This window comes from Pseudomonas psychrophila HA-4, assembly GCF_000282975.1.
In the GTDB taxonomy this organism is placed as follows: domain Bacteria; phylum Pseudomonadota; class Gammaproteobacteria; order Pseudomonadales; family Pseudomonadaceae; genus Aquipseudomonas; species Aquipseudomonas psychrophila_A.
Genome location: NZ_ALJC01000128.1, coordinates 37769 through 62547 on the forward strand (window position 1 = coordinate 37769; position 24779 = coordinate 62547).

The 24779-nt window shown below is 56.7% G+C and carries 20 protein-coding genes; 8 read left to right on the forward strand and 12 right to left on the reverse strand.

Translation table 11 applies throughout. The features are described from left to right. The first annotated feature begins 86 nt into the window (after positions 1 to 86). A complete protein-coding gene (locus tag B347_RS0122220) occupies positions 87 to 3962 on the forward strand; it encodes a bifunctional diguanylate cyclase/phosphodiesterase (RefSeq protein ID WP_019411897.1) in 3876 nt (1291 codons plus the stop codon). A gap of 90 nt (positions 3963 to 4052) precedes the next feature. Continuing rightward, positions 4053 to 5306, forward strand: a complete 1254-nt coding sequence (glyA, locus tag B347_RS0122225; RefSeq protein WP_019411898.1) for a serine hydroxymethyltransferase — start codon at positions 4053 to 4055, stop codon at positions 5304 to 5306. A 72-nt stretch (positions 5307 to 5378) separates the two neighbouring features. Here glyA and B347_RS0122230 read toward each other — a convergent pair whose 3' ends face one another. The 7 genes from B347_RS0122230 to katB form a co-directional block, all read right to left on the reverse strand. After that, positions 5379 to 5648 carry a hypothetical protein gene (locus B347_RS0122230; protein WP_019411899.1) on the reverse strand — a complete coding sequence of 90 codons (270 nt, stop codon included), beginning with the start codon at positions 5646 to 5648 and terminating at the stop codon, positions 5379 to 5381. A 396-nt stretch (positions 5649 to 6044) separates the two neighbouring features. Continuing rightward, positions 6045 to 7013 carry a GTPase gene (gene yjiA, locus B347_RS0122240; protein WP_019411901.1) on the reverse strand — a complete coding sequence of 323 codons (969 nt, stop codon included), beginning with the start codon at positions 7011 to 7013 and terminating at the stop codon, positions 6045 to 6047. Positions 7014 to 7131: 118 nt separating this feature from the next. Next, entirely contained in the window at positions 7132 to 7329 is a 198-nt protein-coding gene (locus B347_RS0122245; protein WP_007937254.1) for a YbdD/YjiX family protein, read from the reverse strand. A 15-nt stretch (positions 7330 to 7344) separates the two neighbouring features. Then, positions 7345 to 9411: a carbon starvation CstA family protein gene (locus B347_RS0122250; protein WP_019411902.1), complete on the reverse strand. Its 2067-nt coding sequence runs from the start codon at positions 9409 to 9411 to the stop codon at positions 7345 to 7347. Positions 9412 to 9628: 217 nt separating this feature from the next. Next, a complete protein-coding gene (gene radA, locus B347_RS0122255) occupies positions 9629 to 10996 on the reverse strand; it encodes a DNA repair protein RadA (protein ID WP_019411903.1) in 1368 nt (455 codons plus the stop codon). Between the two features lie 45 nt (positions 10997 to 11041). Beyond that, entirely contained in the window at positions 11042 to 11572 is a 531-nt protein-coding gene (locus B347_RS0122260) for an ankyrin repeat domain-containing protein (RefSeq protein ID WP_019411904.1), read from the reverse strand. Between the two features lie 74 nt (positions 11573 to 11646). Further along, entirely contained in the window at positions 11647 to 13188 is a 1542-nt protein-coding gene (katB, locus tag B347_RS0122265) for a catalase KatB (protein WP_019411905.1), read from the reverse strand. Between the two features lie 271 nt (positions 13189 to 13459). Between katB and mscL the strand changes: the two genes are divergently transcribed. Then, positions 13460 to 13873 (forward strand): large-conductance mechanosensitive channel protein MscL, encoded by a 414-nt coding sequence (gene mscL / locus B347_RS0122270; RefSeq protein WP_019411906.1) that lies wholly within the window; start codon positions 13460 to 13462, stop codon positions 13871 to 13873. Positions 13874 to 13935: 62 nt separating this feature from the next. Here mscL and B347_RS0122275 read toward each other — a convergent pair whose 3' ends face one another. After that, positions 13936 to 14712, reverse strand: a complete 777-nt coding sequence (locus B347_RS0122275; protein ID WP_019411907.1) for a ferredoxin--NADP reductase — start codon at positions 14710 to 14712, stop codon at positions 13936 to 13938. Positions 14713 to 15070: 358 nt separating this feature from the next. Here B347_RS0122275 and B347_RS0122280 point away from each other — a divergent pair, with 358 nt between their 5' ends. Then, the gene (locus B347_RS0122280; RefSeq protein ID WP_081498337.1) at positions 15071 to 15784 is read left to right on the forward strand and encodes an autoinducer binding domain-containing protein; all 714 of its coding nucleotides are present in this window, start codon (positions 15071 to 15073) and stop codon (positions 15782 to 15784) included. A 167-nt stretch (positions 15785 to 15951) separates the two neighbouring features. Next, positions 15952 to 17076, forward strand: a complete 1125-nt coding sequence (locus B347_RS0122290; protein WP_019411910.1) for a methyltransferase — start codon at positions 15952 to 15954, stop codon at positions 17074 to 17076. A gap of 167 nt (positions 17077 to 17243) precedes the next feature. Here the strand turns inward: B347_RS0122290 and B347_RS0122295 are convergent, their stop codons facing one another. The 3 genes from B347_RS0122295 to B347_RS0122305 are packed head-to-tail and all read right to left on the reverse strand — an operon-like array spanning position 17244 to position 19919. After that, positions 17244 to 17411: a DUF2474 domain-containing protein gene (locus tag B347_RS0122295; protein WP_026014352.1), complete on the reverse strand. Its 168-nt coding sequence runs from the start codon at positions 17409 to 17411 to the stop codon at positions 17244 to 17246. A 57-nt stretch (positions 17412 to 17468) separates the two neighbouring features. Next, positions 17469 to 18476: a cytochrome d ubiquinol oxidase subunit II gene (gene cydB, locus B347_RS0122300; RefSeq protein ID WP_019411912.1), complete on the reverse strand. Its 1008-nt coding sequence runs from the start codon at positions 18474 to 18476 to the stop codon at positions 17469 to 17471. Between the two features lie 3 nt (positions 18477 to 18479). Next, a complete protein-coding gene (locus B347_RS0122305; protein ID WP_019411913.1) occupies positions 18480 to 19919 on the reverse strand; it encodes a cytochrome ubiquinol oxidase subunit I in 1440 nt (479 codons plus the stop codon). 403 nt (positions 19920 to 20322) lie between these two features. On the opposite strand from B347_RS0122305, the gene B347_RS0122310 reads away from it, so the two are divergent. After that, positions 20323 to 21540 carry an MFS transporter gene (locus B347_RS0122310; RefSeq protein ID WP_019411914.1) on the forward strand — a complete coding sequence of 406 codons (1218 nt, stop codon included), beginning with the start codon at positions 20323 to 20325 and terminating at the stop codon, positions 21538 to 21540. A 181-nt stretch (positions 21541 to 21721) separates the two neighbouring features. Here B347_RS0122310 and B347_RS0122315 read toward each other — a convergent pair whose 3' ends face one another. Further along, on the reverse strand, positions 21722 to 22159 hold the full coding sequence (locus tag B347_RS0122315; RefSeq protein WP_026014353.1) for a DUF4879 domain-containing protein: 438 nt from the start codon (positions 22157 to 22159) through the stop codon (positions 21722 to 21724). Positions 22160 to 22359: 200 nt separating this feature from the next. Between B347_RS0122315 and B347_RS0122320 the strand changes: the two genes are divergently transcribed. Both B347_RS0122320 and trmA read left to right on the forward strand, forming a co-directional pair. Continuing rightward, the gene (locus tag B347_RS0122320) at positions 22360 to 23655 is read left to right on the forward strand and encodes an NCS2 family permease (protein ID WP_019411917.1); all 1296 of its coding nucleotides are present in this window, start codon (positions 22360 to 22362) and stop codon (positions 23653 to 23655) included. After that, entirely contained in the window at positions 23652 to 24740 is a 1089-nt protein-coding gene (gene trmA, locus B347_RS0122325; RefSeq protein ID WP_019411918.1) for a tRNA (uridine(54)-C5)-methyltransferase TrmA, read from the forward strand. The genes B347_RS0122320 and trmA overlap by 4 nt, the downstream gene beginning before the upstream one ends. Positions 24741 to 24779 lie beyond the last annotated feature (39 nt).

Genomic DNA, 24779 nt, shown 5'->3' on the forward strand with positions numbered 1-24779 from the left:
GGGCTGGCACTTTGCCACAGCCCAAGGCATGCTAGCCGACCTATGGGTGTCCAGCTCACTTTAGGCGTAGCACCATAGAAGCCAAAATGCAGGATCTCAGCTTGCTTAACGTAAACCCGCAAACTCCCACTCATGTGCCAGGCCAAACCCTTGGCACACCTGTGCGCGGCACGTTAAAAGGCGCACTTGCAGCGCTTGTTCTGTTGCTGCTGGCGATGTTGCTCTGGTTATTAATTGAACAGTTCCAAGAAACCCTTAAGCAAGAACACCAAGCCAGCGTTAATTACAGTGCCGACCTGGCAGATCACATCAGTCTGAGTTTGGCCCTTAGGGCCGAAACTGCGCTCAACCAACTCCCCGTCTACGAACCACCGGAAAACCAGCAGCAACAACAGGCCTTGGTCGATCAATTGCGCCCAACCTTGCCTGCGCTGCAAAGCTTGGCTTTATTGAATCTTTCAGGTGACGTGCTGCTGGACAGCACTGGCATCAGCCCAGATGCCGCATTTGTTAAAAGCTGGGTCGAAAACATTCCAACGCAAGGTCGTGCCGATGTCTATTACTACGGCAATAGCAATGACTCCAACACCCTCTACCTGCTGCTGCGTCCGCCCATTGGCACAGTCAAAGGGTTTTGGCTGCTGCGCTTAAGCCCCGAAGTGCTGCAAAACCTGACGCGCCAGGCGGCGGGCAGTAACCGTCCGCAATGGCTGGTCGAAAACAGTCAAACCGCAAAAGTGCTGAGCCGCATTGATGGCACCTCAACGTCAGCCAGCACACTCAGTCCGGCCGACGCAGACGATACAGTGCTGCTGGCGCCCTTGAGCCATAGCGACTGGCAAGTACGCGGCCTGTTTAATCGCCACAAAGCGATGGAGCGCCTGCTGCCCGGGTTGATTGGCAAATGCTTGCTGGGCTTGTTGTTCTCGCTATTGCCTATCCTCGCGCTGTTCAACATGCGCCAACGTCAGCGCCAGTTGCATGAAGGGCGTCGCCGCTATCACGACATTTTCGAAGGCACTGGGGTCGCGTTGTGCGTGCTTGATCTCTCCAGCCTGCCAGCGTTTCTTGAGCGCGAAAAACTGCAAGACAGCGACACACTCAAACACTGGTTGGACAACAACCCCGAGCAGCGCCGCGCATTACTTGAACAGCTGCATGTCACAGAAGTGAATCAAGTGGCCTTGCAACTGCTGGGCGTCAGCAGAGGTGAAGAAGCCTGGCAAAAGCTGATCAACGGCTGCCCGACCAATAGCTCGGCCATTGGCTATCAACTGGTCGAAGCCGTACTTAATCAGCAGCAACAGCTCGAACTGGAAATAAAGCTCACCGACACCCAGGGTCATGACCAGCATTTATGGCTGGTGTTACGTCTACCCGATGATCTGCAGGACTATCACGCCGTCATTTTGAGCATCACCGACATCACCAGCCGCAAGCTGATCGAGCTGTCGCTGCAAGAGCGCGAAAGCTTTTGGTCGGATGTAGTACGCACCGTGCCCGACCACCTCTATGTGCAAGATGTGATCAGCCAGCGGATGATTTTCAGCAACCACCATCTGGGGCAAACCCTGGGCTACAACATCACCGAAGTGAAGCAAATGGGCCCCTACTTCTGGGAACTCCTGCTTCACCCTGAAGACGCCGAGCACTATCACCACCTGCGCAAGCAACAGCTCAACAGCGGTTACGCGCAAGGGCTTGAATGCCAACTGCGTTTCCGGCATCACAGTGGCTTGTGGCGCCGCTTTGATATTCGCGAACAAGCCTTGGCCCACGGCACGGGCGATCAGGTCACGCGGATTGTCGGGGTGGCCAAAGACATCACCGACCAAATCGAAGCCAGCGAATCGTTACGCGACAGCGAACACCGCTACCGGATGCTGGCCGAAAGCATCAGCGACGTGATTTTCTCCACCTCCAGCGACTTGCAGCTCAACTACGTCAGCCCCTCGGTGCAAACAGTTCTGGGTTACGACCCGACCTGGGTGTTCAACAATGGCTGGCGTTCAACCATTGCCAACCCGCTGCAACTGACAGGCATCTACAACCTGATGGATCAAGTCAGTGCCGCACTGGCGAACCCCCAGCAACTGGCGGTACTGCGCGCCCAAGTGAAAACCCACTTGTTCTTGATCGATTGTTTGCGCGCTGATGGGCGCAAAATCCCGATCGAGCTGCGCTTGATACTGGTGTGGGATGAACACGATAAATTCGAAGGCATTCTCGGCGTTGCCCGCGATATCAGCCAGCAGCGCAGCGCCGAGAAAGACTTGCGCATGGCCGCCACCGTGTTTGAACACTCCACATCAGCGATTTTGATCACCGACCCGGCCGGTTACATCGTGCAAGCCAACGAAGCCTTTACTCGGGTCAGCGGATACGCCGTGTCACAGGTGCTCGACCAATTGCCGAGCCTGCTGACGGTGGATGAGCAACAGCAAGCGCACTTGCAGTACGTGATCAAACAACTCAACCATCACAACTCGTGGGAAGGCGAAGTCTGGCTCAAGCGACGCAATGGCGAGCACTATCCGGCGTGGGTCGGCATTACGGCTGTGTTCGATGACGAAGGTGATCTGGCCAGCTACGTGTGCTTCTTCAGCGACATCAGCGAACGCAAGGCCAGCGAACAGAGAATCCACCGCCTGGCTTACTACGATGCCCTGACCCACCTGCCCAACCGGACATTGTTCCAGGACCGCCTGCACACCGCGCTGCAACAAGGTGAGCGGAACAAGTCGTGGGTGGTGCTGATGTTTCTCGACCTTGACCGCTTCAAGCCGATAAACGACTCATTGGGCCACGCAGCGGGCGACCGCATGCTCAAAGACATGGCCATACGCCTGCTGGCCTGCGTCGATGACGACGACACCGTGGCGCGCATGGGCGGCGACGAATTCACCCTGCTCTTGCAGCCACGTGCCTCCCGCGTCTTGGCGCTGAACCAGGCGATCGGCGTAGCGGAGCAAATCCTGGCCAGTCTGGTGCAGCCGTTCGTCCTCGAAAACCGCGAGTTTTTCGTCACCGCCAGTATCGGCATCGCCCTGAGCCCGCAAGACGGCAACGAACTCAGCCAACTGATGAAAAACGCCGACACCGCGATGTATCACGCCAAAGAACGCGGCAAAAACAACTTCCAGTTCTATCAGGCCGACATGAACGCCAGCGCGCTGGAGCGTCTGGAGCTCGAAAGCGACCTGCGCCACGCCCTGGAACAGCAAGAGTTCATTCTTTATTACCAACCGCAATTCAGTGGCGACGGCAAACGCCTAACAGGCGTTGAAGCGCTGCTGCGCTGGAACCATCCGCGTCGCGGGCTGGTGCCGCCCGGCGACTTCATCCCGGTACTCGAAGAATTGGGGCTGGTGGTGGATGTGGGCGACTGGGTGCTCGCCGAGTCTTGCCGCCAACTCAAGCGCTGGCATCTGGAGAAAGTGCGCGTACCCAAGGTATCGGTCAACATTTCGGCGCGGCAGTTCTCGGACGGCCAACTCGGCACCCGGATCGCCAATATCCTCAAGGAAACCGAGCTGTCCCCGGCCTGTCTTGAATTGGAACTGACCGAAAGCATCCTGATGCGCGAAGTCAGCGAAGCGCTGCAAATTCTAGCCAGCCTGAAAAACCTGGGCCTGAGCATTGCCGTCGACGACTTTGGCACCGGTTATTCGTCGCTCAACTACCTCAAACAGTTCCCGATTGACGTGCTCAAAATCGACCGCACGTTTGTCGACGGCCTGCCCGCTGGCGAGCAAGACGCGCAAATTGTCCGCGCCATAATTGCGATGGCCCATAGCCTGAACTTGGCGGTCATCGCCGAAGGTGTAGAGACGCACGAGCAGCTTGAGTTCTTGCGCGAGCACGATTGCGACGAAGTACAGGGTTATCTGTTCGGCCGCCCCATGCCTGCGCACTTGCTGGTCAAGCAATTGCAGGCCTATGGATTCAAGCTTGCAACTTAATCACGAGCGCCGTGAATCGCTTTCATATGCCAGATAAAACCCATTGGGTTAGAATGCCCTCCTTTTCTGCCCCGATCCTTGAGGACCGCCATGTTCAGCCGTGATTTGACACTTGCCAAGTTCGACGCCGACCTTTTTGCCGCCATGGAGCAAGAAGCTCAGCGCCAGGAAGAACACATTGAGCTGATCGCTTCGGAAAACTACACCAGCCCTGCGGTGATGGAAGCTCAAGGCTCGGTACTGACCAACAAATACGCGGAAGGCTACCCAGGCAAGCGTTACTACGGCGGCTGCGAATACGTCGATGTGGTTGAGCAACTGGCTATCGACCGTGCAAAAGAACTGTTCGGCGCCGATTACGCCAACGTTCAGCCGCACGCAGGTTCGCAAGCCAACAGCGCCGTTTACCTGGCCCTGCTGTCGGCTGGCGATACCATTCTGGGCATGAGCCTAGCCCACGGCGGTCACTTGACCCACGGCGCCAGCGTTTCGTCCTCGGGCAAACTGTACAACGCGATTCAATACGGCATCGACGCCAACGGCCTGATCGACTACGACGAAGTTGAGCGCCTGGCGGTTGAGCACAAGCCAAAAATGATCGTGGCCGGTTTCTCTGCCTACTCGCAGATCCTGGACTTCCCACGTTTCCGCGCTATCGCCGACAAAGTGGGCGCTTACCTGTTCGTCGACATGGCTCACGTAGCCGGTCTGGTAGCGGCGGGCGTTTACCCGAACCCGGTTCCATTTGCTGACGTTGTGACCACCACCACGCACAAAACCCTGCGCGGCCCACGCGGCGGCCTGATCCTGGCCAAAGCCAACGCTGACATCGAGAAAAAGCTGAACTCGGCTGTTTTCCCAGGCTCGCAAGGCGGCCCGCTGGAACACGTCATCGCTGGCAAGGCTGTTTGCTTCAAAGAAGCCCTGCAACCTGAGTTCAAGGCTTACCAGCAACAAGTGGTGAAAAACGCCCAGGCCATGGCATCGGTGTTCATCGAGCGTGGTTTTGACGTGGTATCGGGCGGTACTGAAAACCACCTGTTCCTGCTGTCGCTGATCAAGCAAGACATCTCCGGTAAAGATGCGGACGCCGCCCTGGGCAAAGCCTTCATCACCGTGAACAAAAACTCCGTGCCTAACGACCCTCGCTCCCCGTTCGTCACCTCGGGCCTGCGTTTCGGTACACCAGCCGTTACCACTCGCGGCTTCAAAGTTGAAGAATGCCGTGAACTGGCGGGCTGGATCTGCGACATCTTGGCCGACATCAACAACGAAGCTGTGATTGATGCTGTTCGCGAGAAAGTAAAAGCCATCTGCAAAAAGCTGCCTGTTTACGGCAACTGATTGCTAATAGCTGAATAAGAAGCCCGGCTCTTGAGCCGGGCTTTTTTGTGGCCGCCATGTAGGAACAGCCGGTCAGGTTGGCTGTAAGCGCCAACCCAATACGTTGAGCAGGTCGCAACCGTCGCGCAGCAAGATCATGGCGGTGGTGGCGAGTTGTTTGAGGTCGATGGCGTCGGCGTGCTGTACGTCGCGGCTAGAGAAGGTTTCCATCAGTTGGGTCACCGCCAGTACACGGGCGGTGGCGTTGGCGTGCAAGACGTCAAGCGGAGCATTGCGGTCGATGAGTAAGGCGGGGATCAAACTGTCGATGGAGGTAAGCGGGATGTACGCTGAATTAGTCATGGGTGAATCTCTTAAATTTCGCGATTTAAGCCATCTGTTTTCGTCGCCAAACGAAAACAGGTGGCCGCTGCACGCGGGTTGGCGAACCGGTAAATTTAAGCAAAACCCGGCAGACCCGAAGATCTCCCACGCACAGCTGCCATAAAGCATTGCGAGCAAAATACACGCTTAGCCAAATTCAACAACTCTGCTGCGTAAATTATTGATCCAAGTCGCCAAACCCGGTCACCCATTTGGGCGAGCGCTGACTATAGGCGCCACATCATTAGCGCAGCAATTGGCAAAGCTGTGCGAAACATCCCGCAATTTCGTGGGCGTACACACCCTCTGTAGGAGCTGCCGCAGGCTGCGATCTTTTGATGTTTAAGATAAACAGATCGCAGCCTTCGGCAGCTCCTACAGGGTCAGTTGCGCAAACCCTTCGCGAATCTTGGCCTCGGGCAAATCATCGGCAATAAACACCATCACGCTTTCGCGCGCTTCGTCCTCGCGCCATTCGGTGTCCCAATCAAAGCCGTACAACTTGAGAACGCCCTGGAACACCAACCGCCGGTCTTCACCGGCAATGCTCAGCACGCCTTTGTACCGCAGCAGTTGTTTGCCGTGGTCTTCGAGCAGGTCGTTCATAAACGCGCTGAGGCTGTCTATGTCCAGCGGTTTGCCGGTACGCAGGACTAGGCTGGAGATACGGTCAATCGAGGCCACAGGCTGCACCGGACGCAAGCTCAAGCCGCCGCCCAGGTCGGCGTTCAGGTTAAACCCGCGCACATCGAGCAGTTCAGCCAGGTCGATTTTGCCGTGCTCAACCACGCGAATCGGGGCACGCCGGTTGATCCGGGTCAGGCGCTCGCACAGCGCATCAAACGCGGCGTCGTCAACCAGATCACGCTTGCTCACCAGCAAGCGGTCGGCAAAGCCGATCTGCGCCTGGGCGATGGTTTGGCTCAGGTGCACGTCGGCATGGGCGGCGTCGACCAGGGTGATAATGCCGTCGAGCAAGTAGCGCTCGCGCAGCTCTTCATCAATAAAGAAGGTTTGCGCTACGGGGGCCGGGTCGGCCAGGCCAGTGCATTCGATCACCAGACGATCAAAGGCAATTTCGCCGCTGTCCAGCCGCTCGAGCAGCAGGTACAGGGCTTTGGTCAGGTCGGTGTGGATGGTACAGCACACGCAGCCATTGGCCAGGGTCATGACTTGTACCGGCTCGTCGCCCAGCAATTGGGTGTCGATACCGGCATCGCTGAATTCGTTTTCGATCACGGCAATTTTCAGCCCGTGTTCGGCTTTAAGCAGGTAACGCAACAACGTGGTTTTACCGGCACCCAGAAATCCGCTAAGGATGGTGACGGGGATGGGAGATGACATGCACAGGTCTCCTTGAAAGAGGGAGCGCAAAAACAACTGTAGGAGCGAGCTCGCCTCGCGATCTTTTCAAGGTTCAAAAGATCGCGAGACACGCTCGCCCCTACAGAGGACTAGCTATTTAACAGCACTTAGGACCGCCCTTGCCGCCATAACGGGCTTCTTGGCGCTCTCGAAAGAACGCCTCGTAGCTCATCACTGGCTTGTCCGGGTGTTTGGTTTGCATATGCTCGACGTAGTTGTCGTAGTCGGGCATGCCGACCATCAGGCGCGCAGCCTGACCGAGGTATTTACCGAGGCGACTCAGGTCATTGAACATGGTTGCAATCCTCTATCACGCATCCGGCATGGCTTGGTACGGTGATTCTTTGTCCGTACGTTCTTTTTTACCCCAAGCAGCAACGCCGACTTTGAGCGCATAGAACAGGATGCTGAACACCACGAACAGGAACAGCACGGTCAGCCCCGCGTTGGTGTAGGCGTTGATGATCACGTGTTGCATTTGGTCGATGTTTTTAGCCGGGGCAATCACTTGGCCCGCATCCAGCGCCGTGCTGTATTTTTTGGCCAAGGCCAAGAAGCCTATCGCTGGGTTGGCATCGAACAACTTGATGAAACCTGCGGTGGTGGTGCAAATCAGCAACCAGACGGCTGGCAGCATGGTCACCCAAATGTAGCGTTGACGCTTCATTTTGATCAGCACAACGGTCGCCAGCATCAGCGCGATACCCGCCAGCATCTGGTTAGAGATACCGAACAGCGGCCACAAGGTGTTGATGCCGCCCAGTGGGTCGATCACGCCTTGGTACAGCAAGTAACCCCACATCGCCACGCAGCCTGCGGTTGCGATCAGGTTGGCAGGCCACGACTCAGTGCGCTTGAGCGCAGGCACGAAGCTGCCCAGCAGGTCTTGCAGCATGAAGCGACCGGCACGGGTACCGGCGTCTACAGCGGTCAGAATGAACAGGGCTTCAAACAAAATGGCGAAGTGGTACCAGAACGCCATGGTGTTTTCGCCCGGCAGCACGTGGTGCAGGATCTGTGCGATACCCACCGCCAGCGTTGGTGCGCCGCCAGCACGGGCCAATACGGTGGTTTCACCGATGTCTTTAGCCAAGGCCGTCAGTTGGTCCGGGGTAATGGCAAAGCCCCAACTGGTGACGGTCTGCGCAACCGTCACCACGTCACCGCCGACGATTGCCGCCGGGCTGTTCATGGCGAAGTACACGCCTGGCTCGATCACCGACGCGGCAACCATTGCCATGATGGCCACGAAGGACTCCATCAGCATGCCGCCGTAGCCGATGTAACGGGCGTTAGCTTCGTTGTCCAACAGTTTAGGGGTGGTACCCGAGGAGATCAGTGCGTGGAAACCCGAGACCGCGCCGCAAGCAATGGTGATGAACAGGAAGGGGAACAGACCGCCTTTCCAGACGGGCCCATTACCGTCGATAAACTGAGTCACAGCCGGCATTTTCAGCTCAGGCATGGTGATCAGAATGCCGATAGCCAGCGCAATGATGGTGCCGATTTTCAGGAAAGTAGACAGGTAGTCACGCGGTGCCAGTACCAGCCACACCGGCAGTACTGCGGCCACAAAGCCGTAGCCGATCAGCATCCAGGTAATTTGCACACCGGTGAAGGTGAACACTGGCGCCCACTCAGGGCTCGCTGCAATTTGACCGCCCAGCCAGATCGAACCGAGCAATAGCAGTACACCGATGACCGAGATTTCACCGATACGGCCCGGGCGGATGTAGCGCATGTAAACGCCCATGAACATCGCAATCGGGATGGTCGCCATCACCGTGAACATGCCCCACGGGCTCTCGGCCAAGGCTTTGACCACGATCAGCGCCAGCACCGCGAGGATGATGATCATGATCAGGAAGCAGCCAAACAGCGCGATGGTGCCAGGCACCTTGCCCATTTCCTCGCGCACCATGTCGCCCAAAGAGCGACCGTTGCGACGTGTGGACAAGAACAAGACCATGAAGTCTTGAACCGCGCCCGCCAGTACCACACCGGCAATAAGCCACAGTGTGCCGGGCAGGTAGCCCATTTGCGCAGCCAGGACTGGACCGACCAGAGGGCCAGCGCCAGCAATAGCGGCAAAGTGGTGTCCGAAAAGAATGTGTTTGTTGGTCGGAACGTAGTCCAGACCGTCGTTGTTGATTACCGCAGGGGTTGCCCGCCGCGGGTCCAGTTGCATCACATGGTTAGCGATAAACAGACTGTAATAACGATAAGCGACCAGATAGATAGCCACCGCAGCGACCACAATCCACAACGCGTTAATCGCCTCACCCCGGCGTAATGCCACTACGCCAAGTGCGCAGGCTCCTACAATTGCCAGCAACAGCCACGGGAGGTGGCGTAGCAGGCTGTTTTTATTATTCATTTTTATATTCCGGCCAGTTGGACAAGAAGGACAGCTAGCGGAGTTTAGCGCTCTTGGCCCTAAAGACCAGCCCCTTACCTTGGTCTAGAGCCTTCTTTTGCGGATTTGTGCTGGGCGGTCTTGCACATTTGCACCCCGCCAAGGCCGCTGACTTCTGCGCAACTGCCAGGGTGATCGACGTCCTGGCAGCGCACATCTTTCTTACAGATATACAGCGCTATTCAAACAGCGCATCCAGTGCCTGCTCCAAACGGGTCACACCGATCACTTTAAGACCCGGAGGGGACTCTTTGGGCGCGTTGCCCTTAGGCACGATGGCGCGTTTGAAGCCATGTTTAGCGGCTTCTTTCAAGCGTTCCTGACCGCTGGGCACCGGGCGAACTTCGCCCGACAAGCCCACTTCACCAAACACCAGCAGGTCGTGGGGCAGCGGACGGTTGCGCAAGCTGGACATGACAGCAGCCATCAGGGCGAGGTCGGAGGCGGTTTCCAGCACTTTGACCCCGCCCACCACGTTGAGGAACACGTCCTGGTCGTGGGTCGGAATGCCGCCATGGCGATGCAAGACCGCCAGCAACATGGCCAATCGGTTTTGGTCTAGGCCTAAGGTCACGCGGCGCGGGTTGGACATATGGCTATCGTCAACCAGCGCTTGCACCTCGACGAGCATGGGCCGTGTGCCTTCCCACGTGGCCATGACCACGCTGCCCGGGACTTCTTCTTGTGCACGGGTAAGGAAAATCGCGGAAGGGTTGGAGACTTCTTTCAGGCCTTTGTCGGTCATGCCGAACACGCCCAATTCGTTGACGGCGCCAAAGCGGTTTTTGACTGCGCGCAGCAAGCGTAAACGTCCGTCGGACTCGCCCTCGAAATACAGCACGGTGTCGACCATGTGTTCCAACACACGCGGCCCGGCGAGTGCGCCCTCTTTGGTGACGTGCCCGACCAGAAAGATCGCCGTGCCGCTCGACTTGGCGTAGCGCACCAGCAATGCCGCGCTTTCGCGGACTTGCGAGACGCCGCCCGGGGCCGATTGCAGTTGTTCGGTGAAGATGGTCTGGATCGAGTCGATCACCATGACTTTGGGCTTTTCGAGCTTGGCGGTGGCGATGATGTTTTCGATGCAGGTTTCGGTCATGACCTTGAGCTGGTCTTGCGGCAAGCCCAAACGCCGGGCACGCATGGCCACTTGCTGTTGGGATTCTTCGCCGGTGACGTACAGCGCGGGCATGCGCGTGGCCATCTGACACAAGGTTTGCAGCAGGATGGTGGATTTGCCGATGCCGGGGTCGCCGCCGATCAGCACCACGGAACCGTCGACCAGACCGCCGCCGAGTACCCGGTCCAGTTCACCGGAGGCGGTGGAGAAGCGCGGGATTTCTTCGATGCTGACTTCGGCCAAGGTTTTGATCTGAGCCTGTTGCCCGGTCCAGCCGGTGCGGCCACTGGGTGGCGCGGCTGAGCCACTTTCAACAATGGTTTCGACCAAGGTGTTCCAGACGCCGCATTCTGCGCACTGCCCGGCCCACTTGGGAAAAGTTGCACCGCACTCGGTGCAGCCGAATATGCGCTTAGGCTTGGCCATCTGAACTCCACGGAAAAACCGCGATGATAGCCCACAAGGCAGCGGTCAGTGCGACACAGGCATGCGGATTTCGCCCTTGGCCAGCCGAGCGGCGCTATTGCCCTGTGCGTCTTCGGCGTTCAGGTCTGCACCCTTGCTGGATAAGTCCTTCAATATCTCGACCCGTTTGAAGAGCCCTGCGTACATGGCTGCCGTCTGTCCGGCACCGTTACGTTGATCGGGGTTGCAGTCGGTGGCCATTAAGCGCCGCGCGATTTTAAGCTCGCCCTTGAAAATAGCGCCCATGAGGGCCGTGTTGCCGCGCAGATCTTGCACACAGGCATTGGCGCCAGCGTTGAGTAAGTGCTCGACCGCCTCGCCCTGACCGTTATAGGCCGCGAGAATCAATGCCGTGTAGCCTTTGCTGTCTTGGACGTCGAGGGTGTATTGCGACTCGATAAAGGTATCGAGCATGGCTACGTCGCCACGGCGGGCGGCGTCGAAGTAATAATTCTGGAGTTGGGTTTGGGTGTCAGGCTGATCAGCGTGCGCGATGGCGCTGATCAGCAACAACGTCAGGGAAAGAAAAATACGCATATGTGCAATGCCTACTGTAAGAGCGAGCGGGCCTCGCGATCTTTTGATCGTGAAAAAATCGCGAGGCCTTGGGGTTAATCCGCCAACTTGGCAGCCAGCGCCTTGACCCGTGCCAAATCACCTTTGGCTACTTTGGTCACGCCGGTGCCGTATTCCGGGTCGGCCTTGTAGAGGAACGACAGGATGATGTGCTTGCTTTCATCATCGGTGGTCGCCAGCGAGCCGCCGAAGTTTTCAATCAGGTCCTGACGCTCTTTCTTGCTGTATGAACGGTAAAGATCGCCCGCCTGTTTAAAGTTCTGCTCACGCTGAATCTTCGCCTGCTGGGTGGTGCCCGACAGGGGCATTTCGCTGTAGCGCGCAGCTTGCGGCTCTTCACGCGGGTTCAAACGGCTTGGCTGGTAGTTCACACCGGTGGTGGTGTGCCCCAGGTTCATCGCACCGTCCTGGTTGCCATTGCTGACCTTCACCCGAGGGGCGTTGATTGGCAATTTAAGGGCATTGGCACCCAAACGGTACATCTGCGTGTCGGCGTACGAGAACACTCGCCCTTGCAGCAAGCGGTCTTCGGAGGGCTCAATGCCCGGCACCAGGTTGGCCGGGGCCATGGCGACTTGTTCGGTTTCTTGGAAGACGTTGGCCGGGTTGCGGTCCAGCACCATCTGCCCCACTTTACGCTCTGGCACGTTTGGCCAAATTTTGGTTGCGTCCAGCGGATCAAAGTCGAATGACTTCAGGTCCTCAGGCTTAAGCACTTGCACGTACAAATCCCACTTGGGGAAGTCGCCCTTGTTGATGTGCGTCACCAAGTCATGAGTCATGTGGCTGTAGTCACGGCCTTGGACTTGGGTCACTTCTTTAGGGTCAAGGTTGCGAATGCCTTGAAGGCTCTTCCAGTGGAACTTCACATAGCGTACTTCACCTTTGGCATTTACCAGTTTGTAGGCGTGTACACCATTGCCGTCCATTTCGCGGTAGCTGGCCGGAGTGCCCGAATCGGAGTAAAGCTCGGTCAGGGTACGGGTGGCTTCTGGAACATGGGAGAAGAAATCAAAGCGGCGCGAGTCATCATCAAGGTTGGTACGCGGATCAGGTTTGAACGCGTGAACCATGTCCGGGAACTTGATGGCATCTCGAATAAAGAACGTCGGGAAGTTGTTGCCTACCAAGTCCCAGTTACCTTCAGAGGTATAGAACTTAGTGGCAAAACCGCGCGGATCGCGCAGTGTTTCTGGCGAGTGGGTGCCATGGACTACGGCCGAGAAACGCACAAATACCGGTGTGGTTTCACCGGCGGCAAATACGCGGGCTTTGGTCAGGTCACTCAGGTCGTTGGTGACGGTGAAGGTACCGTGTGCACCCGTGCCACGGGCATGCACCACGCGCTCAGGAATGCGTTCACGGTCAAAACGCTGAAGTTTTTGCAGCAACTGCACGTCTTGCAACAACACCGGGCCATTTGCCCCTGCCGTTTGGGAGTTTTGGTTGTCGCCGACAGCAGCGCCGTTATCACGGGTCAAGGTTGCTGCGTGCACAGACACCGATAGCAAGCTGATACTCAGCGCGCAAAACAGGCGGCGCGGGGCACGGGCTCTAAGGGAGAAGGGGCTGGTCATTTACATGTCCTCTGGTTTTTTGGTCGGCATATCAATGCGTTGCACCAAGGCTAGAGGGCACACATGGGGTTCTCTAAATTGAAAGGGCTGAACGGGTCGATTAACAAAAAAGGCTGGTAGTGAGGGGGCAAGACGCGTTATACGCGGGCACGTTTAAACTTCTACGGCCTGCACAGGTCAACCACTGAGTTTGTAAATAGCTTGGCAGGCGAGATTTGCATGGCTGATTTACACTGCACCTACCAACCTCATCTGTAACAAGGAATAACCAATGAGCGTGATAAGTGAGTTCAAGGCCTTCGCGGTCAAAGGGAACGTGGTCGATATGGCCGTCGGTATCATCATCGGCGCGGCGTTCGGCAAGATCGTTTCATCCTTCGTCGGAGATGTGGTCATGCCACCACTGGGTCTATTGATCGGAGGTGTGGACTTCAGCGATCTGGCCGTTACGCTCAAAGCAGCGGCCGATGGGGCTCCGGCGGTCGTATTGGCGTACGGCAAGTTCATTCAGACAGTGATTGACTTCCTGATTGTGGCGTTTGCCATTTTTATGGGTGTTAAAGCAATCAACCGCCTGAAACGCGAAGAAGCGGTTGCGCCCAGCGCTCCGCCACTGCCATCAAAAGAAGAAGAACTGCTGGGTGAGATTCGTGATCTCCTTAAAGCACAACATAACCAGCCCTAAGGCTTAAGTTAAAACAACGGCGCCTTAGGGCGCCGTTGTTTATTGAACACTATATTTAACAACTACCAATAGTTCTCTACGGCTACTTGACCGGGCCGACGAGTCAAACTCAGCTGAAGATTTCTCTCCTTCAGCAACTTACGCGTGTCATCAATCATTTGCGGGTTACCACACAGCATAACGCGCGAGTATTCCGGTATTAGCTCAACTCCTGCCACACGCTCAAGTTCTCCGTTCTCAATCAGTGTGGTAATGCGCCCGTTGAGCGCTCCGGGAATAACTTCACGCGTGACAATCGGAATATATATAAGTTTATGTGCGTACTCCGCCAGGTAATCGCGCTGACTCAGCCCAGCAATTAAATCTTGATAGGCCAACTCTTGCGCTTCCCGGGCACTATAAACCAGGACAATACGCTCAAACTTTTCCCACACCTCAAAGTCTTGCAAGATAGAGACGAACGGTGCGATTCCGGTTCCCGTTGCTAACAGCCACAGATCGCGACCATCGATAAAACGATCAAGGGTCAAATATCCAAACGCCTGACGCTCAACCATCAAGGTGTCACCGACCTCCAAGCGGCTCAATTCACTGGTGAATTCTCCTCCCGGAACCACAATTGAGAAAAACTCCAAAAAGTCGTCATGGGGCGATGACACCATGGAGTACGCACGCCATACCGTGCTGCCATCGGCCTTGGTCACGCCGAGCCTAGCGAATTGCCCCGCACGAAAGCGAAACCCTTGATCACGCGTGGTCCGCAAGGAAAAAAGACTGGGGGTGAGTGGCTGGACACTGAGCAGTGTTTGGCGGGTGAATTTTTCTGCGCTGGCAGTCATGGTGCGCTCCAGAAGGGTAATGGGCCTAGTGTCGCGCAAACAGGCCGTCAGGAACACCGACGGATTGTGATGGCATTGTTTTCTTCAACCATTAATACACTCCACAAATAAACAACTACACCTCTAAAACCACAGCACGTTCAATAAACATTAAACCAACCCTAAACACACTCAGTAATTCTGACGTCAAAAAATAAAACACCCACACATCACTACAACCTGTATAGATTCTGCGCAACGCACAACTATAGAGCAATTACTCTTATATATTAAAAATACTGAAACTTCCTACACGCATCCACTTATTCAACTAACCTGAAATTTCATATTGGATCCACCTGCGGGACACCTGCATATCATGGGCACAGCACATCCTTTTTATACAAAACAAACACTTACCCATAAAGTCGAATTAAATTTATTTGCTCACACCCTCAATCGAATAGAATTCTTCGGCTTTGAGCAATTTTTATTTCGAATGATACTTCCTTACGGAAATACTCATATGGATAGTTCCTTCTTAACAAACTATCCAAGGGAGTTTATAAATACGTTTGAATCGAGTAGTCTCGCTCATGAAAACCCTATAGAGAATCACTGTAGGACGTCTATTAATCCCCTTATTTGGGATCAAACGCTGTTCAGTGAAACGCCCAGTCTTTGGGAATCTTCGCAACTGCATGGTTTGAACTATGGCTGGTCATTCTCGATCCACGACTGTAAAGGTGTGGTGAGTATCCTCAGCATGACACGGCGCAGCTCGCCTATTACGCCACAGGAGTCCAATGACAATGTCGCTCACTTGCTGTGGCTATGCCATGAATTACACAGCGCTTTGCACGACACTGCTCAGGTCTACGTGAAGGCAAGCGAGACCATCGGCCGCTTATCGCTACGCGAATCCGAGGCTCTTAAATGGACAGCCAAGGGTAAAACCGCTTCGGACATTGCCATGATCCTGAGCCTGACGACCCGCACGGTGAATTTTCACATCAGCAGTGCGATCCGCAAAATGGGCGCCAGCAATAAAACGTCTGCGGTCGTCATTGCAGCTAAATCCGGGCTTCTCTAATCAGGCCATGAACCCTGTCAGCTTTGTGTAGCGCACAAAACCGTCGGGCAAAATCTGGTAAATAAACGTAAAATCGCGGTCACTTGAAATCACCACGGACGCCATTGCTGCCTGGACGACCCTAGCCGTCAATTCCAGCATCTGTAGAGTCCCAAGAGTTTGTATAAATGCCTGTGCTCGAAAGCCCTTTTGCCCAACTCCGCTTGATCCGCCAACCTGAACAGCAGAACGAGCCACTGCAGGCCTTCGATGCTGCCGATGAGTACGTGCTTAACCACTTGGCCGAATTGGCGCTACCCGCTAACAGTCGGGTACTGGTGCTCAACGACAGTTTTGGAGCGTTGGCCATCAGCTTGGTCAGTACCATGCAGGTCACCAGCAGCAGTGACTCATTCTTGGCCATCCAAGCGCTGGAAAAGAATTTGGTGCGCAATGGCCATTCATTTGACGGGGTCGCAATCATTCCGGCCAGCCAACCCTTGGTAGGTCCATTCGATTGCGTGTTGGTGCGCGTGCCTAAAACCCTGGCACTGTTAGAAGAGCAGCTTATTCGCCTACAAGGCCAGTTGGCACCCGGCGCGCAAGTGATTGCAGGGGCAATGGTCAAGCACCTGCCACGCGCGGCAGGCGACTTGCTGGAGCGCTATATCGGCCCGGTGCAAGCTTCGCTGGCAGTCAAAAAAGCCCGCCTGCTGATCGCCACCCCCGAAGCCAAAGCACCGTTTACCTCGCCCTACCCAACGCGCTATTCGCTGAATGAGCCTGCCATTGAGCTGCTCAACCACGCCAACGTGTTCTGTCGCGAAGGGCTGGACATCGGCACTCGTGCGTTTCTGCCCCACCTACCGAAGAACTTGGGCTCGGCCCGGGTCGCAGATGTGGGTTGCGGAAATGGGGTATTGGCCATCGCCAGCGCCCTCAGCAATCCAGAGGCGCAGTACACGTTGGTCGATGAGTCTTTTATGGCGGTGCAGTCTGCGCGTGAAAACTGGCAGGCAGCACTGGGTGATCGCGAAGTGATCGTGCGGGCAGGCGACGGTCTGGCCGGTCAGGCGCCGGACTCATTGGATGTGGTGTTGTGCAACCCACCGTTTCACCAGCAGCAAGTTGTGGGGGACTTTCTGGCATGGCGCATGTTCCAGCAAGCCCGCGAGGCGTTGGTGGTCGGTGGCGCGCTGTACATCGTGGGCAATCGCCACTTGGGCTATCACAGCAAGCTGGCCAAGCTGTTCCGAGGCGTTGAACAAGTCGCCGCCACGCCCAAGTTCGTCATTCTCAAGGCGCGTAAGTAAGCGTAAACCTGTAGCAGCTGCCGAGTTCCGCGAGGCTGCGTCCGATTGCGCAGCAATCGTTAAGGCCCACACTCAGGTTTGACTTAACAACCGAACCTGCCGATTTGCGACGGCTACGCCGCCGGACGTAGCCTCGCAAAGCTCGGCAACTGCTACGCGTTTTACGATCAATGGCTTTTCATGCCCGCAGCGGTCATGAACAGGCGGATCAGCATGGCGAACACCGCCAGGCTTGCGACGCTGGCGGTCCAAATCAGCACCAACCAGCCAATGCGTTGCCACAGCGGCTTTTTCTCGCACTCTTGCACATCGTTCAGATAATCCTTGCCAGCCATGTTCAGGCACTCCTCTGGGGAAAAGGCTGCGCCCGGCGGGCGCAGCGGCATTTGCGACTAGTGGTAACCGTCTTCGTGGGTCACCTTGCCGCGGAACACGTAGTAGCTCCAGTAGGTGTAACCCAGGATGAACGGAATGATGAACAAAGTGCCGACCAGCATAAAGCCCTGGCTTTGTGGCGGTGCGGCGGCCTCGTAGATCGAAATCGCCGGTGGGATGATGTTCGGCCACAGGCTGATGCCCAAACCGCTATAGCCCAGAAAGATCAGCACCAGGGTCAGCAGAAACGGCGTGTAATGGGCATTGCGGGCAATCGCTTTGAGTAAGCCGTACATCGTGACCAACACCAGCACCGGCACCGGCAAGAACCAGAACAGGTTTGGCAAGGTGAACCAGCGCGCGGCAATGTCGGAGTGCGCCAGCGGCGTCCACAGGCTGACAATGCCCATCACCACCAACAGCACCAACGCCAATGGCCGACCCAGCTTATGCATGCGCTCTTGCAAATGGCCTTCGGTTTTCATGATCAGCCACGTGCAACCGAGCAAGGCATAGGCCACGATCAGTGCGATGCCGCAGAACACGGTAAACGGTGACAACCAGTCCAGACCGCCGCCCGCATATTCGCGATTGACCACCGGGATACCATCAATGAAGGCCCCCAGCGCTACGCCCTGAAAGAAGGTCGCGACAATCGAACCACCGATGAAGGCCTTGTCCCAGATATGACGCTTATCGGCCGTGGCCTTGAAGCGGAACTCAAAAGCCACTCCGCGAAAGATCAAGCCGACCAGCATCAGGATCAACGGCAGGTACAGCGCCGACAACACCACCGAGTAAGCCAGCGGAAAGGCCCCGAACAGCGCAGCGCCGCCCAGTACCAGCCAGGTTTCGTTGCCGTCCCAGACAGGTGCAACGGTGTTCATCATCACATCGCGGTCTTTTTCGCCCTTGATAAAGGGGAAGAGGATGCCGATGCCGAGGTCGAAGCCATCCATGATCACGTACATCATGACCCCGAAAATGATGATGATTGCCCAGATAAGTGGCAGATCAATACCCATGACTCAGTTCCCCTTCTTCAGGCTGTCGCTGTGACCGTCGTCAGTGCCTTCAACAGCAGCCGACAAAGGACGAGCAGGCGTGCGTTGCTGACCCGGTCCACCCGTGGTGTGACCATCGCCCTCATGGGCAATCGGGCCTTTGCGTACCAGTCGCATCATGTAGCCGATGCCGACACCAAACAGTGAGAAGTACACCAGCACAAACAGGATCAGGGTGATGCTCATCTGCGTCACGCTGTGGTTGGAGGAGGCATCTGCGGTACGCATCAGCCCATAGACCACCCACGGCTGACGGCCGATTTCAGTGGTGAACCAGCCCGCAAGAATCGCGATCAAGCCGGACGGCCCCATCCACAGCACCAAACGCAGGAACCAGCGACTTTCATACAAAGTGCCGCGTTTGCGCAGCCATACGCTCCACAGACCGATGAAGATCATCAGCATGCCCAGCGCAACCATGATGCGGAACGTGAAGAACACAATGGTCGAGTTTGGACGATCGGCTGCCGGGTAGTCCTTCATGGCCGGGATCTGTTTATCCAGGCTATGGGTCAGGATCAGGCTGCCCAAGTACGGCACTTCAATTTTGTAGTCGGTGGTCTCTGTTTTCATGTTCGGAATGCCGAACAGAATCAGTGGTGTCGGCTCGCCGGGCTTGTTTTCCCAGTGACCTTCAATGGCCGCGATTTTCACCGGCTGATATTTCAGCGTGTTCAAACCGTGGGCATCGCCAATAAACGCTTGCACCGGCGCAACGACCAACGCCATCCACATGGCCATCGAGAACATGCGGCGGATGGCTGGCGTATTACGCCCGCGTAGCAGGTGCCAAGCAGCCGAGGCACCAACGAAGAACGCCGTGGCCACAAAAGCTGCCGTGGCCATGTGGGCCAGACGGTAAGGGAACGACGGGTTAAAGATCACGGCCAGCCAATCAACCGGAATCACGCGACCATCAATGATTTCGAAGCCTTGCGGGGTTTGCATCCAGCTGTTGGATGCCAAGATCCAGAAGGTCGAGACCAGTGTGCCGAGGGCCACCATCGCGGTTGAGAAGAAGTGCATGCCGCGACCGACGCGGTTCCAGCCGAAGAGCATGACGCCCAGAAAACCGGCTTCGAGGAAGAACGCGGTGAGCACTTCATAGGTCAGCAAGGGGCCGGTGACCGCGCCTGCGAAGTCAGAGAACCGCGACCAGTTCGTGCCGAACTGATAGGCCATGACCAAACCCGAAACCACACCCATACCAAAGTTGACTGCAAATATCTTCGACCAAAAGTGATACAGGTCACGGTATGTATCGTCACGGGTTTTCAGCCACATACCTTCGAGCACCATCAGATAACTGGCGAGACCGATGGTGATGGCTGGAAATAGGATGTGAAACGATACAGTGAACGCGAACTGAATTCGGGCGAGATCGAGAGCCTCCAAACCGAACATAAGTCTTCCTCTATCAGGTATCAGGTCGTTCAGGACACAGGCAGGACGCCGGTGTCCAACAGCCCCGCGGCAATGGCCATCGCGAATCAGCGCTCGCTCTTTTAACCACGACTCTAGGGGATCTGGCCGTCTGGCCACTCCAGATAAACCGCCGAGGGTTTTGACCTGGATCAAACATTGCTGAAAGAGTAGTCCATTCTTGCCATGTGGCTAATGTGGTTCGTTGTCGCGTGACAGGTTGTCCCAGGGCTTGAAATAGACCGTTGCAGGAACCGTATGCAATGCAAAAACGCGGCGTTTGCGCTGACCGCCCGGCACGTTTATGAAGGCTCGCTGCCGAGTCATTATTTGTTACAGAAAAATGATAATCTCGACCTCTCCCACCCTCCGCCACGACCTCTAAATGACCAGCCAGCCCCTCCTGTTACGTCATCACCGGCCCTTTGTGGCCTTTTGGTTTGCCCGTATTTTCACCGCCAGCGCCTTTCAAATGCTGACCGTGGCCATTGGTTGGAACATCTACCAACTCACCGGCAATGTGATGGACCTGGGTTGGGTGGGGTTGATCGAATTCGCCCCGCGCGTGCTGTTTATGCTGCACACCGGGCATGTGGCGGACCGCTATGACCGGCGCCGAGTGGCCGCATTGTGCCAATCGTTGCAGGCGATGATTGCCCTGACGCTGGCTATCAGCAGCACCAACGGGCACATCACGCGGGAGCTGATTTTTGTGCTGGCGTTTTTGTTGGGCGCGGCCCGTTCATTCGAGATGCCCACCACCCAAGCACTGCTCCCCTCTATCGTGCCGGTGGCGCTTTTTCCCCGCGCCGTGGCCGCGGCTCAAGCGGCACAGCAATCGGCAACCATCGTTGCGCCAGCGGTTGGGGGTTTGCTCTATGCGTTTGGCAGCGTCTGGGTGTATGGCCCCAGCGTGGTGCTGTATCTGATTGCGGCCCTATTAATGAGCAACCTGCCTGCGCGGCAGGTCCCGCTGAATAAGGCTAAAGCCACCCTGGACTCACTGCTGGCCGGCATTCGCTTTATCCGCAGCCGCCCGGACATTCTGGGCGCCATCTCTCTGGATTTGTTTGCGGTATTGCTGGGTGGCGCCACGGCGTTGCTGCCGGTCTTTGCCAAAGACATTCTGCTAACCGGGCCTTGGGGCTTGGGCATGCTGCGCTCCGCCCCAGCGGTGGGCGCGTTGTTGATGTCACTGTGGCTGGCGCGGTTCCCGTTTGAACGCAAGGTGGGACGCACCATGTTTACTGCGGTAGGCGTGTTTGGAGTAGCGACCATCGCGTTCGGGCTGTCGACCTCGTTCTGGTTTTCGATGGCGGTGCTGGTGGTGCTTGGCGCGGCCGACATGATCAGCATGGTGATCCGCGCCTCGTTCGTGCAGTTGGAAACCCCGGATGAAATGCGCGGCCGGGTCAGTGCGGTCAATGGCCTGTTTATCGGCGCGTCCAATCAACTGGGCGAGTTTGAGTCTGGGGTGACGGCGCACTGGCTGGGCACAGTACCAGCCGTGGTGCTGGGCGGGGTCGGGACGCTGCTCGTCACCGGGCTGTGGATAAAAATGTTCCCGGGGTTGGCCAAGCGTGACCGACTGGTGGAGGATTAACGCTAGAGCGCCGCACACCATTGCGTAGCAGTTGACGAGTAGTGCGAGGCTACGTCCGATTGCGAAGCGATCGTAAATGCGAAGTAAAAGATTCGACTGACATACCCAAGTGCCTGACCTTACGGCGGCTGCGCCACCGAACGTAGCCTCGCTACGCTCCTCAACTGCTACGTAGTGTGGCCTAACGTATATAAAGCTGCGTCTGTAGACGGGTGTAGGGCGGGACCAGTGAAGTGTTACTGAACTGGAACCAGCCGTCCTCTTTGTTACCCAAATCGAAGGTGTACAGGTAGCCCACCGTGGTACCTGCACCATCACAGGTCACCATCCCTGCGCCTTTATTGCAGACTGGCGTGCGAACACCGTCTACGGCTTGGCCGTCGAATGTCGCCGTGGGCTCGCGCCCGTAGCCGCGCTCCAGCACAAAAACCTTGATATTAGGGGCGCGATGATGAGCCTTGGTTTGCTCGCGGCCATCTGACACATCCTCTACAGCACCTGACGTAGACGCTACCTTGAGGATTTCGACCTGGCTCAGCGGCATCGCCGGTGCTGCACTCATGCCCATGCTTATAAAGAGGCTCAAACAGGCCGAGAAAGCAGTAATGGTGCGCTTCATAATTCCCCCTGATAAGTGGCACGCAGTATGCCTGTCCCCACGACGTTACAAAACATGGCCCAGCAAGCAGCCAGACGTCCGAGCTGCTGGTATGATGCGCGGCTTTTTCCGACAGACAGAAAATCTTCAGGCCTTAGCAGTCTGTGCTTTGCTGTTGAAAACGATTTAATCACGGCGCCAGTGGCGCCACGGGGACTGGCATGCTGGAAAGGCTGTTTCAACTCAAAGCACACAACACAAATGTGCGAACCGAGATTCTTGCGGGTATCACCACCTTCTTGGCGATGGCCTACATCCTCTTCGTAAACCCGAGCATCCTCGGCGAAACGGGGATGGACAAAGGCGCGGTGTTTGTCGCGACCTGCCTGGCAGCGGCCATCGGCTCGGCGACCATGGGCATCATCGCCAACTACCCGATCGCGCTGGCGCCGGGCATGGGTTTGAACGCCTTCTTCACCTACACCGTGGTGCTGCACATGGGCCACACCTGGCAAGTGGCGCTGGGTGCGGTATTCATCTCAGCGGTGCTGTTCTTTCTGTTGTCGATCTTTCGCATCCGCGAATGGATCATCAACAGCATCCCGCTGCCGTTGCGCTCGGCCATTGCTGCCGGTATCGGCCTGTTTCTGGCGCTGATCGCGCTGGGTAACGCCGGTATCGTGGTTGCCAACAAGGCTACTCTGGTGGGCATGGGCGACCTGACTCAGCCAAAAGTCATCTTGGCATCCTTGGGCTTTGCCCTGATTGTGGCTCTTGAAGCACTGAAAATGCGCGGCGCGGTATTGATCGGCATTCTGGCCGTGACCCTTGCGTCCATCGCAATGGGCGTGACTGAGTTCGGTGGCGTGATGTCGATGCCGCCATCCTTGGCCCCAACCTTCCTGCAACTGGACATTAAAGGCGCACTGGACATTGGTCTGGTGAGCGTGATCTTCGCCTTCCTGTTCGTCGACTTGTTCGACAACTCCGGCACCCTGATCGGCGTGGCCAAGCGCGCAGGCCTGATGGGCAAAGACGGGCACATGCCGAAAATGGGCCGCGCCCTGATCGCCGACAGCACCGCGGCCATGGCCGGTTCGCTGTTGGGCACCTCGACCACCACCAGCTACATTGAGTCGGCAGCTGGCGTGAGCGCTGGTGGCCGCACCGGTTTGACCGCCATCGTGGTCGGCATCATGTTCTTGCTGGCGTTGTTCTTCTCGCCTTTGGCGGCCAGCGTTCCGGCATTTGCCACCGCGCCTGCGTTGATGTTCGTCGCGGTATTGATGATGAGCGGCCTGGCCGAAATCGAGTGGGACGACGTAACCGTTGCCGCCCCGGTGGTCATCACCGCACTGGCCATGCCGTTCACCTACTCCATTGCCAACGGCATCGCCTTCGGCTTTATTTCATGGACGGTGATCAAGCTGCTGTCGGGCCGCGTTCGCGAGCTGAATGCACCGCTGATCATTTTGTCGGTTCTGTTTGTGGTCAAGCTGGGTTGGTTTAACGCATGAGTGCATTGCCGTTTGATTCTGCTACCTACGCCATTGAGCTTGAGGCCAAGGCCAATCGTCTGCGCGAGCTGTTAGCGCCATTCGACGCGCCAGAGCCTCAGGTGTTTGACTCGCCGCTGAAGCATTTTCGCCTGCGCGCCGAATTCCGCCTGTGGCGCGAAGGCGGCGAGCGTCATTACGCGATGTTCGCCCAAGATGACAAACGCACGCCGATTCTGATCGAAGAGTTCCCGATTGCCAGCCAGCGCATCAATCAACTGATGCCGCAGCTCAAGGCCGCTTGGCAAGCCAGTTCGGCCCTGAGCCATAAGTTGTTCCAGGTGGAGTTCCAGACCACCTTGGCAGGCGATGCGATGGTCACCTTGTGCTATCACCGCCCGCTGGACGAGCATTGGCAAAACGCTGCCGAGCAGTTGGCCAAAGACCTTGAAGTCAGCGTAATTGGCCGCTCAAAGGGCAAGCGCGTGGTGATTGGTCGCGACTATGTTGTTGAGAAACTGGAGGTTGCAGGGCGCACCTTCACGTATCAACAGCCAGAAGGCGCGTTCACCCAGCCAAACGGCACGGTCAACCAGAAGATGCTCAATTGGGCATACGAAGCGTTGGGCGAGCGTTCAGACGACTTGCTCGAACTGTACTGCGGCAACGGCAATTTCACCCTGCCGTTGGCGACCCGCGTACGCAACGTGCTGGCCACTGAAATCAGCAAGACCTCGGTCAACGCCGCCTTGAACAACCTTAGCGACAACGCTGTGGATAACGTCAAGCTGGTGCGTTTGTCAGCCGAAGAACTGACCGAAGCCCTGAACGAAGTCCGCCCGTTCCGCCGCTTGCAGGGCATTGACCTGAAAAGCTACGAATTCGGCAGCGTCTTTGTAGACCCGCCGCGCGCAGGCATGGACCCAGACACCTGCGAGCTGACGCGTCGTTTCGACAACATCCTGTACATCTCGTGCAACCCGCTGACCTTGGCCGAAAACATCGCCCAACTGCACGATACCCATCGTATTGAGCGTTGCGCCGTGTTTGACCAGTTCCCGTGGACTCACCACATGGAATCGGGTGTGTTGCTGGTTCGTCGCTAAAGCGTTTAGCTGCGTACGTTATGTAGGCGCTGCCGCAGG